This window comes from Marinicrinis sediminis (assembly GCF_042685085.1).
GTDB lineage: Bacteria > Bacillota > Bacilli > Paenibacillales > KCTC-33676 > Marinicrinis > Marinicrinis sediminis.
Genome location: NZ_JBHUMM010000043.1, coordinates 17,297 through 34,349 on the forward strand (window position 1 = coordinate 17,297; position 17,053 = coordinate 34,349).

13 protein-coding genes and 1 pseudogene are annotated in these 17,053 nt (G+C 50.6%); 12 read left to right on the forward strand and 2 right to left on the reverse strand.

The annotated features are described in order from the left end of the window. The first annotated feature begins 30 nt into the window (after nucleotides 1-30). The 3 genes from ACFSUC_RS13785 to ACFSUC_RS13795 all read left to right on the forward strand — a co-directional run bounded on the left by ACFSUC_RS13785 (nucleotide 31) and on the right by ACFSUC_RS13795 (nucleotide 4,264). Nucleotides 31-714: an ABC transporter ATP-binding protein gene (locus ACFSUC_RS13785; protein ID WP_379930200.1), complete on the forward strand. Its 684-nt coding sequence runs from the start codon at nucleotides 31-33 to the stop codon at nucleotides 712-714. Further along, complete coding sequence (locus ACFSUC_RS13790) at nucleotides 711-3,347, forward strand: ABC transporter permease (RefSeq protein ID WP_379930201.1); 2,637 nt, start codon at nucleotides 711-713, stop codon at nucleotides 3,345-3,347. The genes ACFSUC_RS13785 and ACFSUC_RS13790 overlap by 4 nt, the downstream gene beginning before the upstream one ends. A 227-nt stretch (nucleotides 3,348-3,574) precedes the next feature. Then, nucleotides 3,575-4,264: a queuosine precursor transporter gene (locus ACFSUC_RS13795; RefSeq protein WP_379930202.1), complete on the forward strand. Its 690-nt coding sequence runs from the start codon at nucleotides 3,575-3,577 to the stop codon at nucleotides 4,262-4,264. A gap of 82 nt (nucleotides 4,265-4,346) precedes the next feature. Here the strand turns inward: ACFSUC_RS13795 and ACFSUC_RS13800 are convergent, their stop codons facing one another. Then, complete coding sequence (locus ACFSUC_RS13800) at nucleotides 4,347-5,195, reverse strand: hypothetical protein (RefSeq protein ID WP_379930203.1); 849 nt, start codon at nucleotides 5,193-5,195, stop codon at nucleotides 4,347-4,349. A gap of 231 nt (nucleotides 5,196-5,426) precedes the next feature. On the opposite strand from ACFSUC_RS13800, the gene ACFSUC_RS13805 reads away from it, so the two are divergent. The 4 genes and pseudogenes from ACFSUC_RS13805 (at nucleotide 5,427) to ACFSUC_RS13820 (ending at nucleotide 9,130) form a co-directional block, all read left to right on the forward strand. After that, entirely contained in the window at nucleotides 5,427-6,407 is a 981-nt protein-coding gene (locus tag ACFSUC_RS13805) for a hypothetical protein (RefSeq protein ID WP_379930204.1), read from the forward strand. Nucleotides 6,408-6,585: 178 nt separating this feature from the next. Next, nucleotides 6,586-6,834 (forward strand): FeoA family protein, encoded by a 249-nt coding sequence (locus ACFSUC_RS13810; protein WP_379930205.1) that lies wholly within the window; start codon nucleotides 6,586-6,588, stop codon nucleotides 6,832-6,834. Continuing rightward, nucleotides 6,810-8,854: pseudogene (gene feoB / locus ACFSUC_RS13815) on the forward strand (ferrous iron transport protein B). The gene ACFSUC_RS13810 and the pseudogene feoB overlap by 25 nt, the downstream one beginning before the upstream one ends. 60 nt (nucleotides 8,855-8,914) lie before the next feature. After that, nucleotides 8,915-9,130 (forward strand): FeoB-associated Cys-rich membrane protein, encoded by a 216-nt coding sequence (locus ACFSUC_RS13820; protein WP_379930206.1) that lies wholly within the window; start codon nucleotides 8,915-8,917, stop codon nucleotides 9,128-9,130. Nucleotides 9,131-9,221: 91 nt separating this feature from the next. Here ACFSUC_RS13820 and ACFSUC_RS13825 read toward each other — a convergent pair whose 3' ends face one another. Beyond that, entirely contained in the window at nucleotides 9,222-11,348 is a 2,127-nt protein-coding gene (locus ACFSUC_RS13825) for an alpha-amylase family glycosyl hydrolase (RefSeq protein WP_379930207.1), read from the reverse strand. 187 nt (nucleotides 11,349-11,535) lie between these two features. Here ACFSUC_RS13825 and ACFSUC_RS13830 point away from each other — a divergent pair, with 187 nt between their 5' ends. From ACFSUC_RS13830 to ACFSUC_RS13850, 5 genes are all read left to right on the forward strand, one after another. After that, nucleotides 11,536-12,261: a futalosine hydrolase gene (locus ACFSUC_RS13830; RefSeq protein WP_379930208.1), complete on the forward strand. Its 726-nt coding sequence runs from the start codon at nucleotides 11,536-11,538 to the stop codon at nucleotides 12,259-12,261. A 46-nt stretch (nucleotides 12,262-12,307) separates the two neighbouring features. Next, nucleotides 12,308-13,156 (forward strand): 1,4-dihydroxy-6-naphthoate synthase, encoded by an 849-nt coding sequence (locus tag ACFSUC_RS13835; RefSeq protein WP_379930209.1) that lies wholly within the window; start codon nucleotides 12,308-12,310, stop codon nucleotides 13,154-13,156. A 151-nt stretch (nucleotides 13,157-13,307) separates the two neighbouring features. Beyond that, on the forward strand, nucleotides 13,308-14,372 hold the full coding sequence (locus ACFSUC_RS13840) for a BMP family lipoprotein (protein WP_379930210.1): 1,065 nt from the start codon (nucleotides 13,308-13,310) through the stop codon (nucleotides 14,370-14,372). A 28-nt stretch (nucleotides 14,373-14,400) separates the two neighbouring features. Beyond that, on the forward strand, nucleotides 14,401-15,978 hold the full coding sequence (locus tag ACFSUC_RS13845; protein ID WP_379930211.1) for an ABC transporter ATP-binding protein: 1,578 nt from the start codon (nucleotides 14,401-14,403) through the stop codon (nucleotides 15,976-15,978). Nucleotide 15,979: 1 nt separating this feature from the next. Beyond that, the gene (locus tag ACFSUC_RS13850; RefSeq protein ID WP_379930212.1) at nucleotides 15,980-17,053 is read left to right on the forward strand and encodes an ABC transporter permease; all 1,074 of its coding nucleotides are present in this window, start codon (nucleotides 15,980-15,982) and stop codon (nucleotides 17,051-17,053) included.

A 17,053-nucleotide genomic window follows, 5' to 3' on the forward strand; every position in this document is an offset into this window, starting at 1 on the left:
CCAACACAAACAAAAGGAGTGGAGACAGGAATGGAAATCATGCGCGTTGAGAATCTGTCCAAGGTATATGGCAAGGGGGATACGCAGGTCAAGGCGATTGACAACATATCCTTTAGTGTAAAGAAAGGGGAATTCGTAGCGATCATCGGACCTTCCGGGTCGGGCAAATCTACGATGCTGCATATTCTGGGCGGGGTGGACCGGCCAACGAGTGGCAAGGTGATGATCGACAATACCGATATTTATGGGTTGAATGAAACGAAGCTTGCCATATTCAGACGCAGGCAGATCGGCTTGATCTATCAGTTTTACAACCTGATCCCGATTCTGAATGTAGAGGAGAACATGACTTTGCCGTTGCTGCTGGACAACCGGAGGGTGGACAAGAAGAAACTGAATGATCTCTTGGACACGCTGGGACTAGCCAAGCGCCAGCAGCATTTGCCAAATGAGCTCTCAGGCGGTCAGCAGCAGCGCGTCTCGATTGGACGGGCACTCATCAATCAGCCGGCTATCGTGCTCGCGGACGAGCCCACCGGAAACCTGGACAGTCAAAACTCCAAGGAAATCGTGGAGTTGCTGAAACTATCCAACAAATATTTCAATCAGACACTGATCATGATTACGCATGATCCTCAGATCGCCTTGCAGGCAGACCGCATGATTACGCTTCAGGACGGACGCATTAGCAAGGACGAGGTGATTCGTCCATGAATGTATTCAGACAACTGACCATTCGCAATTTGAAGCTGAACCGCAGACGGACGATTGTGACTTTGATCGGCATCATCCTGTCCGCTGCACTCATTACCGGTGTATCGACGCTGATCGCCAGTTTTCAGGATGTATTTGTCCAGTCTGCCAAGCAGACCGACGGGGCCCATCATGCGTCCTTTTATGATGTCAAGGCCAAACAGATCAAATATGTGACTGAACATGCCTTTACGAAAACCGCTATGCTTAGTATGGACAGTGGTTTCGCCAGGCTGGAGGGTTTGAAGGATGTAAATAAACCATATCTGATGATTAAGAGTTATGATGCGGAAGCGTTTGCCCATTTGCCTGTAGATATCGTGGAAGGGCGGTTGCCAGAGCAGGCGGGCGAGATTGTACTTAGTGAAGAAGTGTTTTACAGCGGCGGGGTAGAATATCAGGTTGGTGACCAGATTGATCTCATGGTAGGCGATCGTGTAGATGAGGGCATGACACTGGTGCAGGAACCGCTGAGTGAAACAGAAAAGCTGGCTCAGACCGAACAGAAGACCTATACGATCACCGGATTTATCGAGATGCCCCGCTTTGAGCGGTATCATTCTGCAGGTTTTGCCGCGGTTGCCTATTTGGATGAACGTGCACTGAAACCGGATGAGCTGGTGAATGTATCGATCGTCGCCAAAAAACCGAAGCAGATTTTTGAGCAGGTACCTGATATAGCCGAGGCGGCCGGTGTCGAAAAGGTGGTCTACAACGAGGAACTGCTGAAATGGATGGGCATTACCAAAGACAATGAAATCAATGCGATGTTCCGAACGGTTGGCCTCATTATCATTTTACTGGTCGTGGTGGGTTCTGTAACGGTCATTTATAATGCCTTTGCCATATCCGTCAGTGAGCGCAAAAGACAGTTTGGCATGCTCGCAAGTGTCGGAGCTACTCAAAGACAAATTCGTCAGATGGTGTTTTATGAAGGATTGTTGCTCGGATTGATCGGCATTCCAATCGGCATTTTGTCCGGGATCGCGGGCATTGGGGTCACCTTGAGCGTTGTCAATCAGCTCATCGCGGACATGCTTGCAGACACAAGCGCTGAACTTCGCCTCATTGTATCGATGACGACCATGCTGCAATCTGTCGGATTCATCGGGTTCACGATCTTCTTGTCAGCCTTCATTCCGGCGAAGCGGGCTTCGCGTGTCTCTCCCGTACAAGCCATTCGTCAGAACTCGGATATTAACATCAAGGGCAAGAAGCTCAAAACATCCAGATTAACCCGTTGGCTATTCGGTATGGAGGGAGAACTGGCACTGAAAAATATGAAGAGACAGCGGAAGCGGTACCGGGCAACGGTCTTCTCTCTTTGTATCAGTATTGTGCTGTACCTGTCTTTCTCATCTTTCATGCTGTATGGTTTCGAGAGCACCAATATGTACTACACGGAAACGAATTATGATTATGAAGTGAGAAAAGAGGGGCTATCTGCTCGTGATCAGCAGGCCTTCTACCAGCAAATCATCGAGGAAGATGCGGTAGAACGTTATACGTTCCTGCAACAACTGTACCTTGTTGCCAATGAGATGGAGCGGGAGAGCTTTGGTCCCTTTATTCAGGACGAGATGCTGGATTCGGGTGATATGAACACGGATGAATATTTCAGCAAGCAAGTGGAGAGCGGTACGTATAAAATGGGAATCAGGCTGGTCAAGATATCGCCGCATGAATATAAGCGTTATGTGGAGGAACTGGGCTTGAACCCGGCAGATGATGCGGGAGCGGACAAACTGAATGGCATACTGGTCAACTATAACAAGATCAGCTATCCATTGGTAGCTGAATATAATCCGCTTCAGATTGAAGCAGGCGAAACCTTGTCGTTGTCCCATTATCCGTATGAAAATGAGCCGGAACCGGAGCGATTTGACTTTCAAGTCAGTCATGTGACCGAAGAAAATCCGTTTGCTGTACCTTACACAGACGTTGGAACTGCGACGATCATCGTATCAGATACCGTATTTGAGCAAGCGGTCCAACGGATGGAGCGCCAGGAATGGAAGGAAGATGCAGAACGGATCGGATTGTATCTAAACGTAAATGAAGGAATGGAGGAACGCACCTTCCGGAATATGATCAGAGGGCTGGATGCCCGAAATCATCAAAAACCAGGTGAATTTCTGACGATCTATCATGCCGCAGCTGATCAGGAAGCTGCTGAATCGGCCAAAATGGTCATATCCATCTTTCTATACGGCTTTGTCACGTTGATCACGCTCATTGGTGTCACGAATATATTCAATACGATCAGCACAAACGTAGCACTGCGCAGACGAGAGTTTGCCATGCTGAAGTCGGTCGGTTTGACGCCACGTGGTTTTACGAAAATGATGAATTATGAGAGTGTGTTTTACGGATTAAAGGCACTCATGTTCGGGATTCCGATCAGCATCCTGATCAGCTTATGGCTGTACAATTCGATGGGGGCCGGCTTTGAATTTGATTTCATCCTCCCATGGAAAGAGATCGTGTATGCGGTCATCGGCGTGTTTTTGATCGTGTCTCTGACGATGCTTTACGCAGCGTCCAAGCTGAAGAAAGAAAATATTATTGATGCCCTGAAGGAAGAAAATCTTTGAGGTCCTACAAGAAATTCGAGGTCCTATAATAAACGAAAGCAGCAGTCGTTCTAAGCGAGCGTAACCCGATATGAAGCTGTCTCCGTGAGTGGAGGCAGCTTTTTCTGCTTGCACATCCAGAAAACCTGTAGTAAAGTAATCTAGTTGTCTTCGGGTACATACACTGCTAACTGGCAGTCGCGGTTCGTAACCATCCCGCGTTATCAAAACTAAGGAGAGTGTGAAAAATGTTTCATATTTGGTGGGGAATGCTGTTTGTTGCCGCACATTTCAGTCTGTTTCTGCTTTGCTATCGCCTGTTCGGCAGGCAGGGCATCTTCGCCTGGATCGGCTTTGCCACGGTCATTGCCAATATTCAGGTGCTGAAGACGATTGAAGTGTTGGGGATAATAACAACGCTTGGCAATACGGTGTATACGACCATTTATATGGCCACCGATTTGCTGAATGAGAAATATGGACCCAGACAGGCGAAAAAAGCCGTCTGGTTCGGCTTTTTTACCTTGATTGCTTCGACGATCATTATGCAGCTGGCACTGCGGTTTGATCCACAGGAGACCGACTTTGCCCAGGAATCTCTGGAGACCATTTTTGGGTTGCTGCCGCGTATTGCAGCGGGAAGTCTGCTCGCTTATGCCGTCAGCCAGTTGATTGATGTCAAGCTGTTTACCTGGATCAAGTCCAGATATCCGCATCGCAAACAGTTATGGATGCGAACGATCGGGAGTACAGGCGTCAGTCAGTTTCTGGATACGCTCGTCTTTTGTACGATTGCCTTTGCCGGCGTCTATACGATGGATGTATGGTTGCAGATTCTGTTGACCACCTATGGATTCAAGCTGCTCATCTCCGTGGTGTCTACACCGGTGCTCTATGCAGCTAGACGTATGGAACCAAAGGAAGAGACAGACACGTAAACGCATCCCATATTAACAGCATAAGCCAACAAGGCTGCAACCGGTTAGGTCCTCCCTAATCAGTTGCAGCCTTATTTCGTTCTTATATGTCCTGAAACTCATTTTCCAAATACTGAATATCCGTATAGTCTTCCCAATCTCCCTGCACATTCGTCCACCAATCCTTGACGTCCTCAATGTCATTAAGTTGCCAAATCGAGGTGGAATTCGGGAATTTCACTTTGACCGGATATTTGAGGGTACCGGCTTCTGCTTTCTTCAACAGTCGATTGGCTTGCGGAGCTTTTCTGCCCAGCGCCTGGTTGTCCTCGGCATCCCCCAGAAAGAGATTATCGAGGTTGTTGAAAACCTGTCCGCCCCACTCGGTAATGGCGGCCCGGATACTTTCGGAGTCTTTGCCGCTTGGCGTAACACCCTCTCCCTTGAGTACCTGATAAGCCTGATCAAGCGTCTGACCGACCAGAGCCTCAGCAATCTGACGTTCCAGCACATTCCATCCGACCTTGTGACGTATGTTCTCCTGATCCGCATCATAGTCCCCGAAATGATTGCGCACATGGACACGCCAGGATGGACGGCTGTCGAACACAACAGATGTAATGACGTTGCTGCTGTTTACACCCATTACGACCTTGCGTTGGATCAGACTGTTTTCCGAGGAGAAAGATGTGCCCGTCAGGCTTTCATTGTTTTGTGGAGCTGCGCTTGAAGCAGACAGTTCCAGGCTCGCTTCCCCTTCTTGGGTCGATTTGCGCTGAATGGCTGGGGCGAAACCGGTCTGAAGCATACGCTGCAGTGCCTGATTGCCCATTTTTTGCTGCAGCTGCATCATCCGATTTGATGAGTCTGTTTTTTTCATTGCTTGTGATTGCGATGGTGGCGTTTTGGCAGCTCTGGATGGCGAACCACCAGTATGAGCCTGATATTTCATCCCTTCACCTGCTTTCTAATCTAAGAACCATGCCTCCTATTTTCGACAGTTGCCAAACAAAACCTCCCTCAGTTCGTTAAAGTTTTCATTAATATTCCAGTTAGAGAAAGGGTTTGCAGACCAAATATCGAAGTGTGGAGGATATGAGAAAGGTAGAGCAGGCGGATTGTCTATAAGAAAGCAGTTCGTACATATGTAGTCAGAATTCAGGAGAAAGAAGGATGATGGAGAATGAAAGCGATGCGCGCACAACCATCGACGCGATCGGCCTCTTCGCAAGGAGAGAAGAAGACGGCATCTTCCCGCCATAGGGGAGGAGTGCAGGCACCGGCGACGGCACATACGCAAGAATCGACAGCTGAGAGTCTGCTTATACAGGCTCAAACGACAATGGGCAATCAGGCGATGGTGCAAATGATGAAGAACCACGCATCAGGCAGGCCTGTCATTCAACGTTCCCTGGATGACGCGGAAGTGAAGACCTGGAGCCAGAACACCCTCTCCGCCTTGTGGAACAAGATGAGAACACGCAGCGAAGGCAAGGAAAGCATACCATACTTCAGCGATGTGAGAACACAATTGCTGGATGAATATGAGGGAGAAACCTTTACAGAGCGGGTGCTTGCCGAGCAAATTATCCTGAATGCGCAATTCCGGAATTTTTTCATATCGCCCCGTTTGCATGTAACGGAAGATGAAGTACCAGTTAGGGAGGGAGAAGAAAAGGCAGATACCATTCGACGAGTCATTGCCGCATGTCGCTATTATCATGCGACTTTTGCCCAGCATAAGGATGCTATTATGGCTGGCGGCTTGAAGGCCAAGAGAGGTGGACAGGGAGAAGGGGTCAGTACGCATGGAAGAGATGATGTCGATGCACAGGCCACCTACAACAACTGGAGCCTGGGCCATGTGTTTATTACGCCATCGCTTAGTGAAGCAAATGGCTATCGGACTAAAATGCAGGATTCTGGAAATGGGGATGCCGTCATCATTCATGTATTCTCCCATCCCACCTTTACCAGGGATGAACTGAAAGTGGACATAGACAGCAAGGCGGGTTTGAAGTATGAGGGAGACTTGAAGGGGATCGGGGATGGCGAGACATTGAATGCCCAGGCGATTAGTATTATTCATCGTGCTTTGCAGGGCATGAATGTAAGCGTAAGCGCCACGACCAGCGAGATTCAGGATGTATACGCGAGCATGTAAACGGTATAGGATGAGTTGCAACGTGAAGACCGAATCATTCACTGAATGGTTCGGTTTTTTGTGGTGAAATTGTGCGAGATCTCACAGAACAGTCAGGGCGGCCTTTCTATAATAGGGTATACATAAATGATATTGATTCTCAATTGCAAGAGAGAGGATAGATAGAGGAGGGTTTGCATTGAAACTGACTCAACTGAAGAAACGGGAAAGAGCCGTCCTGCTGTCTCCTGCTGAAGACATTGGCTCGACAGGCAGGCGGCTGAAGGACATGGGGCTGGTGGAAGGACACGAAATTGAACTGAAGGGCGTCATGCTTTTTGGCGGTCCCCTGATCATTGAGGCAAATAGTCAGTTGATCAGTTTGCGCAGATCGATTGCCGACAGACTGGAGGTGTCAGAGCCTTGCATGAAGCCCGTATTGCCTTGATCGGAAATCCGAACACCGGTAAGACTTCCCTTTTTAACAAGCTTACGAATACGTACGCGTATGTCGGTAACTGGAGTGGGGTGACGGTAGAGAAGAAGGTAGGTGCCTTGTCGAACCGCTCAGGAAGTCTGGTTGATCTGCCTGGTGTCTATTCGCTGAATCCGTTGTCAGAGGATGAGCGCGTCGTTGCGACCTACTTGCTAACCCCATCGTATTCCCATTTGCTGAATATTGTTGATGCTTCCCAGTGCAGCGCAGTCTGCACTTGACGCTTCAGTTGATGGAACTGGATCAACCGATGCTGATTGGCATGAATATGGAAGATGTCGCTCGCAGCAGGGGCATGCACACCGATATTCAGCGTTTGAGCCAGGAGTTGGGCGTTCCCGTTCTACCGATTATGGCCCGAACAGGCAAAGGCTGTGCGGAGATCCTGCTGCATCTGGCAGAGCGTCAACTTAGAGGTCCGAGGTTCCAGATCGACTATGGGCCCGAGATTGAAGAGGCTGTCACTCAGATCAGTCGATGGATTCCCGATCAGGAGGGGATGCCGTCCAAACGGTGGCTGGCGCTGCAATGGCTCGATGGGAACAGAGAGGTAGAGATGTATTTGTCCGCTGTACAGGGCATAAATATGGATGATTGGCATGTATGCAGAAAAGAGACGGAAGCCAGCTTGCTCCGCAGACATCCGGAGGATGGCCATTCTTCCGTTTCGGCGATTACGGCGGAACTGCACCGCATTCGACAGCAACGGATTGATCATGTGCTAAGCAAGACGACGGAAATGCGGCCGGTGGATCGTCCCTCCACTACGGATGATATCGATGCGATTGTGACGCATCCTCTACTCGGTGTCCCCATTTACCTGTTGTTGATGTATCTCATGTTCAAGCTGACCTTTGATTGGCTGGGGGTACCACTGTCTGATTTGCTGGACGGATTTCTGGCGGGCACATTGACGGATTGGATCGCTACCGGTCTATCAAGTATTGGGGCATCGGCCTTTTTGGAGGCGCTAGTGCTGGACGGAATCGTAGCAGGTGTGGGCGGCGTGCTGGTGTTTGTGCCGCAGATTATGATCTTGTTTCTGCTGATATCCTTGCTGGAAGATTCGGGCTACATGTCCAGAGCTGCCACGGTCATGGATCGGCTCATGCAGGGCTTTGGATTAAATGGCAAGGCATTCATCCCGATGATGATCAGCTTTGGCTGCAATGTACCGGGTGTGATGGCGGCCCGCTCAATGGAACAGCGGAAACAGCGAATCATGACGATGCTGATTGTGCCGATGATGTCCTGCTCGGCCCGTTTACCGGTGTATGCGTTGTTTGCAGGGGCTTTTTTCGTGGACATGCAGGCAACCGTCGTGTTGTCGATGTACGTGCTGGGCATTGTCACGGCGCTGCTGATGGCAAAGTTGTTTGCTGCTTCATTGCTGAAAAACGAAGAGGAAAGCACCTTCCTGCTGGAGCTGCCACCGTATCGGTTTCCACAATGGACGACGCTGTGGCGCAGTACCTGGGACAAGGGAAAAGGTTTTATTCGCAAGGCAGGAACGGTTATTTTCGCAGGCTCAGTGATGGTTTGGCTTCTCTCCAGTATGGGACCTGCCGGTTACGATGTGCCGATTGAAGACAGTTTCCTCGCGCTCATCGGTCACACCATTGCACCGCTGTTTACACCGCTTGGTTTTGGGACGTGGGAAGCCAGTGTGGCGCTGTTGACAGGCTTTCTTGCCAAGGAAGTCGTCGTTTCCACGATGAATATTATCTATTTTGTACCCGATACGGCCTCGCTGCAAGGTTTGATGACCGAGGTATATACCCCGCTGTCGGCGTTCAGCTTCATGGTGTTTACCCTGCTCTATGTGCCCTGTCTGGCTACGATGGCAACGATTAGCAAGGAGTCCGGGTCTCGCAAATGGACGCTTCTCTCGATTGGGTATGCGTTTATCATTGCCTATGTCATTGCGATGATCGTCTATCAGACAGGTCGATTCTTGGGATGGGAGGTATGATCATGGGCGTTGCATGTGAAGAAAAGGGAGGGTCCTTACAATCAGGAAGGGGGAGAAAACATGCTGAGCGGGTTGATTGGCGGATTGATCATCGGTTATGCAGGATGGATGCTCACTCGATTTATTCGTAAAAGCCGAAAGGGAAAGTGTGCAGCATGTGCGTTGCAGCCAAGCTGCGTGCAGCAACATCGCTGTGAAGGTAAGCCATTGGAACAACAGAGACACTCATACGAGTGCCATTCTCCATCGAAGGAGAAGCCAGTGAACGGTTTGTGAACGGTTAAGGGTGGCCAAACGAAGAATGCCTTCCCGGTCATCTCCTCTCGTAATGAGTGGGGATGAAACAGGAAGGCTTTTGTTGTGTTATCTAGCGATGAGTACCTGAGGCTGATTGGTTATAAGTCAGCTTCACAATCTTTACTTCACCTGGTTCGTAAGGAAGAGTCAGATCGCCCTGAGGCTGTAGCGACAATGCTTCTTCCACTCTCTGGAAGCCATTCATGAGCAGCACCGCTTTCAGTTGCCCAGCATCAGTCGGCATGAAGGTGTCCATAGGAAACGAAACGGTACGGCTGTCCTTCAGGTCGAGATTGGCCAGGATCAGTAGCTTCTCCACCGTTGGCTCATCGCGTTTGTCTGACAATCTGCAGGTAAAGAACAGTTCAGGTTCCACCTCATCTTCGTTATCTTTGTCCACCTTGCGCGCATGGAAGCGACTCGGATCAATCAGGGCTTCCAGATATTCCGCCCTCAGCCCAGCAGCTTGCTGGATGATCTGATACAGCCGCCGTGCATCGGGATGCGCCCAATGCGTTAGGGCCGTTCGGTCGAAGAAGGCCAGACGTCCCTGATAAGGGGAATCCGCAGGCAATAAGAACTTGTGCTCATCCGTACAGTCCAGACCGAGGTTCATCGGTTGAATCTCGCCCAGTTCAAAGCCCGAGTTCAGAAATGGAATGCCATGTGGCAGAAAGTGATTCAACACGGCGGACAAGTTGGCAAAGGCCTGTCCCCCCTCGCGAGATGTAGCTCTTGGCGTGTCCGGCGTCTCGGAACAGGCCAGAATCGGCAGCTTCAGCAAATCAATCATGTCCCAGGTCAGTCGATGCAGTTTTCCTTCGGCAATACGGGGCTCATGCCACCATGCTCCGCCAAGGACAATGTGATATCCCCCTTTTTTGGCTGAGTGCGTATTGTCATTCGTAATGTCCTCGGAAATGAAGCAGAAGCTTGGGTCTAGCTCCATCGGCTTTCGAATCATATCCAGTTCCAGTTCAGGTGGAAGGGCGTGAGCCATGTCGATACGGGCTCCGTCTATGCCGTAGTTCGTCTGGTAATGAGGAATGATATCCGACAAAATGTCCCATAAGGGCTGGTTCTTTTGTTGTCCGGGATACAGATTGGATTTGATAATATCAAACAGTATGTAATCGGGTTGAGATGGTGCGATGAAATCTTTCACATGCTCCGGCAAATCGAGATACAGCTTGAGAAAGGTTACATCTGACCAGGGTGGCTGATGATCATTGATCTGATCGGCAAAAGCAGGGGCCGTCGTAATGCCGAATTGTTCATCGATCAGCTCCAGCATATCGATATCCGGGTTTTGTCTGATGATCTCCTGACACTGTCTCCACTTCATCGGGTCCAGCTCATTCGGCGGGGAGGAGAATTTCGCCAGATGGGCCTTGACCGTATCGGCTTGATAGACGGTCGGAAGCAGTTCCAGCTCTGGCGGATTCATGCCATCTATCGCTTCTACCATCGGTGGCCCATATAAGTCGGCTTCCTCGGAGCGTATCCAGTAAAACCACTCTGGATGCTCGGCAATCAGCGCACAGTCCCGGGCAGCAGTTCTCGGAATAATATCGATTAACACGCGAAGTCCGAGCATATGGCAGGCTTCCACAAAAGCAGAGAATTGCTCTTCCAGCGTCACTTCTTCTCCCAGCAGGGGATCACGGAGATCCGTATCCAGCTTGTAATAGTTCTTGACTGCATAAGGGGATCCGAGCTCTCCTTTTTTGAAGCGGGAACTGATTTCGAATATGGGGAGCAAATAAATGCAGTTAATGCCCATGCTTTTGATCCACGGGAGCAGGGCGATCGTTTTCAGAAATGTGCCGGTTTCCTTGTACCCTTGTGCGTTGCTGAATTCCAAATCCCCGGAGCCATCATGGTCCCAGGCACTGAATGAACGGATATGTACGGAATAAATGGCGCTTTTATGTATCCAGTCCCCTGGCTTGCCTGGTTCTCCTTGTTGCTGTTCAATCTTCGAAAGAGCCTGCGTATAATCGACATCGGGCTGCGGTGAAAAGGATTGTTGCAGTTGGTTGAACAGATAGGTATAGGGGTTGACCTTGAAAGTTCCTGGCGTTTGGTGGCAGGTCTCTACATCCCAAATTGTCGGAATTTCAAAATCGGCAGCGGTATGTGCGGACTGTTTTTGCTCCAGGACAGCCATGACCTTTTGCAGGCAGCTGGTAGGCATAAATTCCCTCCTCTAATTTGAATTGAGTATGGACAGGTTACATGTTGAGAATATCCATAATATGACATGTCATGCGGTGAATTGCAACGCAATAAATTGATGAAAATGTTGCAATTTATCGATTACTTTGATTATTCTGTGATTCGTGCATTTCCATTGAATTGAACGACTGGATTTGGTTTAATTAATGAAGAAATATCGTGACGAATCTGAACGTGATCCATCCAGGTGGATCGACTGGAAGGAACGAATCCGAATGCATAAACGAATTTTAGTGATGGCGGCCGTAGAGGCCGAAGCAGAGGCCGTGAAGCGTGGTTTGGGTGAGACATCCATTTTTGAAGTGCAGACCTGCGGTGTCGGACCGATTGCAGCGGCAGCTTCGACGGCTCGCTGTTTGGCACGAGCAGAACCTTCTTATGATCTGGTGATAAGTATGGGCATTGGCGGTGGATTTGCTGGTCAGGCGCCCCTGACTTCTATCGTCGTATCGGATCGCATAATTGCCGCAGATTTGGGAGCCGAGACGCCGGAAGGCTTTATTCCATTAGACGAAATGGGCTTTGGCCAAACGATGATCGAGGCGGATGGGCCTGCACGCAGCGAGATCGTGGCGCGACTGGAACAGCATGATCTCCCTGTTCGTACTGGCCCTGTACTAACCGTATCCACCGTAACCGGAACAGCTTCATCGACCGCCCGATTGCTGGCCCGTTATCCTGACGCGGCAGCGGAGGGTATGGAAGGCTTTGGTATAGCGCAAGCAGCCCGTGATCAGAGCGTACCCGTGATCGAGATCAGAGCCATTTCCAACGTGGTCGGACCGAGAGATCGAGATGCCTGGCGCATCCCGGAAGCATTGCAGCAGCTGGAACGAGTTGGCGCAGCCTTGAAGCATTTCACAGTGCATTGAATTTGAAAAAGGACGAGACCCATAAGAGATGGAGGAATCAATCATCATGAAAATCGCTTACTCACCTTGTCCCAACGATACGTTCATCTATCATGCCTGGGCGCATGGACTCGTTCCTGGTGCGCCAGAGCTGGAAGTGACGTATGCGGACATAGACATTACGAATCACTGGGCGTTGAACGGAGAAGGCCCGGAAGTCATGAAAATTTCATTTGCAGCGTTGCCCTGGGCATTGCCGGACTATCGGCTGTTGCCTTGCGGGGGCGCGCTTGGACGCGGCTGTGGTCCCCTCGTTCTGGTGAAGGAGCAAGCTGACCATCAAGCGCTGCAACCAGCGGATCTGTCTGGTAAGAAAATAGCGGTTCCGAGTGAACGCTCCACGGCCTATCTGCTGTTTCGTTTATGGGCAGCCGCACACATTCCGGATGGTGCAGGCGAGATCGTGGTCATGCCTTTTCACGAAATCATGCCAGCCGTTCAGAAGGGAGAGATGGACGCGGGACTTGTCATTCATGAAGCACGTTTTACGTATCCAACCTATGGTTTGTCCATGATGACAGACCTCGGGAGCTGGTGGGAAACGGAAACCGGTCTGCCTATTCCGCTGGGGGCCATTGTCGCACGTCGCGACCTTGATCATCATGCCATTTCGAACTGGATTCGTTCTTCGCTGCAATACGCGTGGCAACATCCCGAGGCATCCCGTGATTATGTGATGAAGCATGCGCAGGAAATGGATGCAGATGTTGCCCGTTCCCATATTCAGCTATACGTCAATGATTTCTCGATGGATTTGGGGAAGGACGGCTATCTCGCGATAGAAACATTGCTGACGAGAGCCGCGTCAGAAGGGCTTGTACCCGCCTTTGATCCGGCGATGCTGAGAAACGACTAGACAAACGCAAGCAACACCTGAGGGCCAGACGATAAGTAAACGGCCAAATATAGAATCCCATTTAGGACCTTTCACTGGAAAGGTCTTTTTTTATGCAAATAAAAGTAGGCCTGTTCATCCATACTATGAAAAAAAGTGGAGGAATGACAAAATGCTGAAATGGACGCGCACCGCCATACTACTGCTGCTCACAGCCATGCTGATCATGACAGGTTGTGGGGGAAACAATGGAGACAACAATGTGAACGAGACGGGTAACAATGAAGCCAATCAGGGAGCCGATGCAGGTGGAAAGACAGATGGCAAGGATTTTCGTATCGGAATGGTGACGGATACGGGAGGAGTCAATGACAATTCCTTTAACCAGAGTGCATGGGAAGGCTTTCAGAAGCTGAATGAGGACACGGGTGCGAAGGTAAAGTATTTGCAGAGTGAAGGCGATGCCGACTATATTCCCAACCTGAGTACGTTTGTGAATGACGGCTATGATCTGACCTGGGGAATCGGGTATCTGATGTGGGATTCCATCAAGCAGGTAGCCCAGCAGAATCCGGATGCCAAGCTGGCCATCATTGATAACGTGGTGGATGCGCCAAATGTCTCCTCCGTTACCTTTGCCGAGAATGAAGGGTCCTTTCTGGTTGGCGTTGCAGCAGCAAAGATGACCAAGTCGAATAAGATTGGCTTTGTGGGGGGTTCCGAGATCCCGGTTATCCAGCGATTTGAAGCGGGCTTTCGTGCAGGGATTCAGGCTGTAAATCCGGATATCCGTCTCATTGTCAATTACACGGGTGCTTTTGACAAGCCTGATCTGGGCAAGGCGGCGGCTTCTACGATCTACAATGAAGGAGCAGATATTATTTTCCATGCTTCCGGGGCGACTGGAAATGGGGTCTTCAATGAAGCACGTGACCGCGTAAAGGGTGGTGACCAGGTATGGGTGATCGGAGTGGACAAGGATCAATCGCTCGATTTCGGCGATGACATTACCCTGACCTCCATGATGAAGCGGGTAGATGAAGCCGTTCATCGGGTGTCCAGTGATCTGATCAACGGGGAATTCAATGGAGGAGAGATGACGGTGCTGGGTCTTAAGGAAAACGGAGTCGGATTGTCGGAAACCTCCAAAAAAAATATCCCGGATGATGTATGGAATCTGGTCGAGGAATACAAGCAAAAAATTATCAGCGGCGAAGTGAGCGTGCCACAGGAATAACGAGCAAGGGAGGCAGGTGAGGCAGGGGATGGACAAGAACGAGAGAAGGCGTGACGCTGAAGCAAGGAGCGAACATCCAGTTCGAACGGTGGTGGAAATGAGAGGGATCACCAAGCGGTTTGGCGGACTGATTGCCAATGATCGTATTGACCTCAAAGTCACAAAGGGAGAGATTCATGCGCTTCTTGGGGAAAATGGTGCAGGCAAATCTACGCTCATGAATATTCTGTTCGGCCTCTATCAGCCTGATGAGGGACAGATTCTCATCCAGGAGAAGCCGGTGAGAATGGAAGGTCCCAATCAGGCCATCCAGCTTGGCATCGGCATGGTGCATCAGCACTTCAAGCTCGTACAAAATTTTACCGTCGTTGAGAATATCGTGCTTGGACTGGAACCGAGAAAGAACTTGCAGATTGATTATGGTAAGGCACGACAAGCCGTCATGGAGCTCTCGCGTAAATACGGGCTCGAGGTGAAACCGGATGCTCGAATCGAAGATATATCCGTCGGCATGCAGCAGCGGGTGGAAATTCTCAAGACGCTGTATCGCGGCGCGGATATTCTGATCCTGGATGAACCAACCGCTGTGCTGACTCCGCAGGAAATCCAGGAGTTGATGGAGATCATGCGCAAGCTGGTGAAGGACGGAAAGTCCATCGTGCTCATTACACACAAGCTGAAGGAAATTATGGCGGTATCGGATCAGGTCACGGTCATTCGTCGCGGCAAAGTGATCGATTCCATTGCGGTTTCAGAAGCTTCGCCCCAGCTGCTGGCTGAGAAGATGGTGGGGAGAGAAGTTTCCTTTACGATAGACAAAAGTGAGGCCAAGCCGACGAAGTCCAGACTTACGGTGGAGCAGGTGTATGCGACAGACACATCGGGTAAAGCAGTCCTCAAAGGGATTGACCTTGAAGTAAAGGGCGGCGAGATATTGGGGATTGCTGGTGTCGATGGCAACGGACAGAAAGAGCTGATTGAAGTGCTGGCTGGCCTCCGCAAGCTTCAGTCAGGACGAATCACCATCGACGGACAAGAGGCTGACCGTATGCATGCCAAAAAAATGGCGGAGCTTGGTTTGTCCCATATCCCTGAGGATCGTCACAAACACGGACTGGTGCTTGATTTCACAATGACGGAAAATATGGCTCTTCGTACGTATGATCAGCCTCGCTTTCAGAAGTATGGCTTACTGCATTATGGGGCCATGAAAGCCTATGCCGCAACGCTTATGCAGGAATTCGACGTGAGGCCGCCGGAAACGGAGAATCAGGCTCGCTCTCTGTCAGGCGGCAATCAGCAGAAAGCGATTATCGCCAGGGAAATCGATCGGGACCCGGCCGTGCTCATCGCTGCACAGCCGACCCGTGGTCTCGATGTAGGAGCCATCGAATTTATCCATCGCCGCCTTATAGCAGAAAGAGACAAGGGAAAGGCCGTACTGCTCATCTCCTTCGAAATGGATGAGATACTCCATCTTTCTGACCGGATCGTTGTCATGTATGAGGGAGAGATCGTGGGTCATGTAAACCCGCAAGAAACGAATGACCAGGAATTGGGGTTGATGATGGCAGGCAGCAAACGGCTCGCAAGGGAGGAGGGGTAGCATGGAATTTGTTCAGAAGCGATTCATGAAAGGTTCGACGCTGACTCCACTGGTGGCGGTTTTCCTGGGGTTGCTGGTCGGGGCAGTGATTATGCTCCTGGGCGGCTATGATCCGTTATTGGCTTACCGGGAATTGATACAGCGGGTCGTGGGCAGTACCTATCATCTCGGTGAAACCGCGGTGCGAATTACACCGCTCATCCTGACAGGCCTGTCTGTTGCTTTTGCCTTCCGTACCGGCTTGTTCAATATCGGGGCAGAAGGCCAACTGATGGTGGGGATGACGGCGGCCACCTTTATGGGCATTCAGGTCTCTTTGCCATGGTTTGCACATATTCCACTTGCAATAGGTGCCGGGGGGCTGGCCGGCGGCTTGTGGGGAGCGTTGGCCGGATGGCTGAAGGCGTCGCGAGGAGTCAACGAGGTAATTGCAACGATCATGCTGAACTGGATTGCCATCTTCGGTTCCAGTTATGTGGTTCGCAGCTTGCTGCTGGAGCCGGGTCAGCAGCGTTCCTATTATATTGAAGAGAGCGCCTCTGTCCTCATACAACCCCTTTATGAAGCCACGAGAGCCCGTCTACACTGGGGAACCGTGCTGGCTTTGCTGGCGGCATTTGTGTTCTACATCCTCCTCTGGCGTACCCGACAAGGCTATGAGCTGAGAGCGGTTGGGCATAACCAGCATGCTGCAGAATATGCGGGAATGAAGGTCGGACGAAATATTGTGAAGGCGATGTTTGTGGCAGGGGTATTTGCAGGTCTTGCCGGCGTTTTTGAGGTGCTGGGTGTATTCGGCTATCAGGTAGCGGGGAACTCATCTCCTGGCTACGGCTTTGACGGGATCGCCGTTGCCTTGCTCGGGATGAACAGGCCGTTTGGTGTCATCCTGGCTGCCATCTTGTTCGGGGTGCTCACCTATGGTGCCGGAGGGATGGAGTTTGGCGCAGATGTCCCGCCCGAAATTATCCGGGTTGTCATCGGTTCCGTGATCTTTTTTGTGGCGGCACCCGGGATTGTACAGACTATCCTGAAACGTCTGCGCATCAGACGTATGCCAAAGGAGGCGAACTGA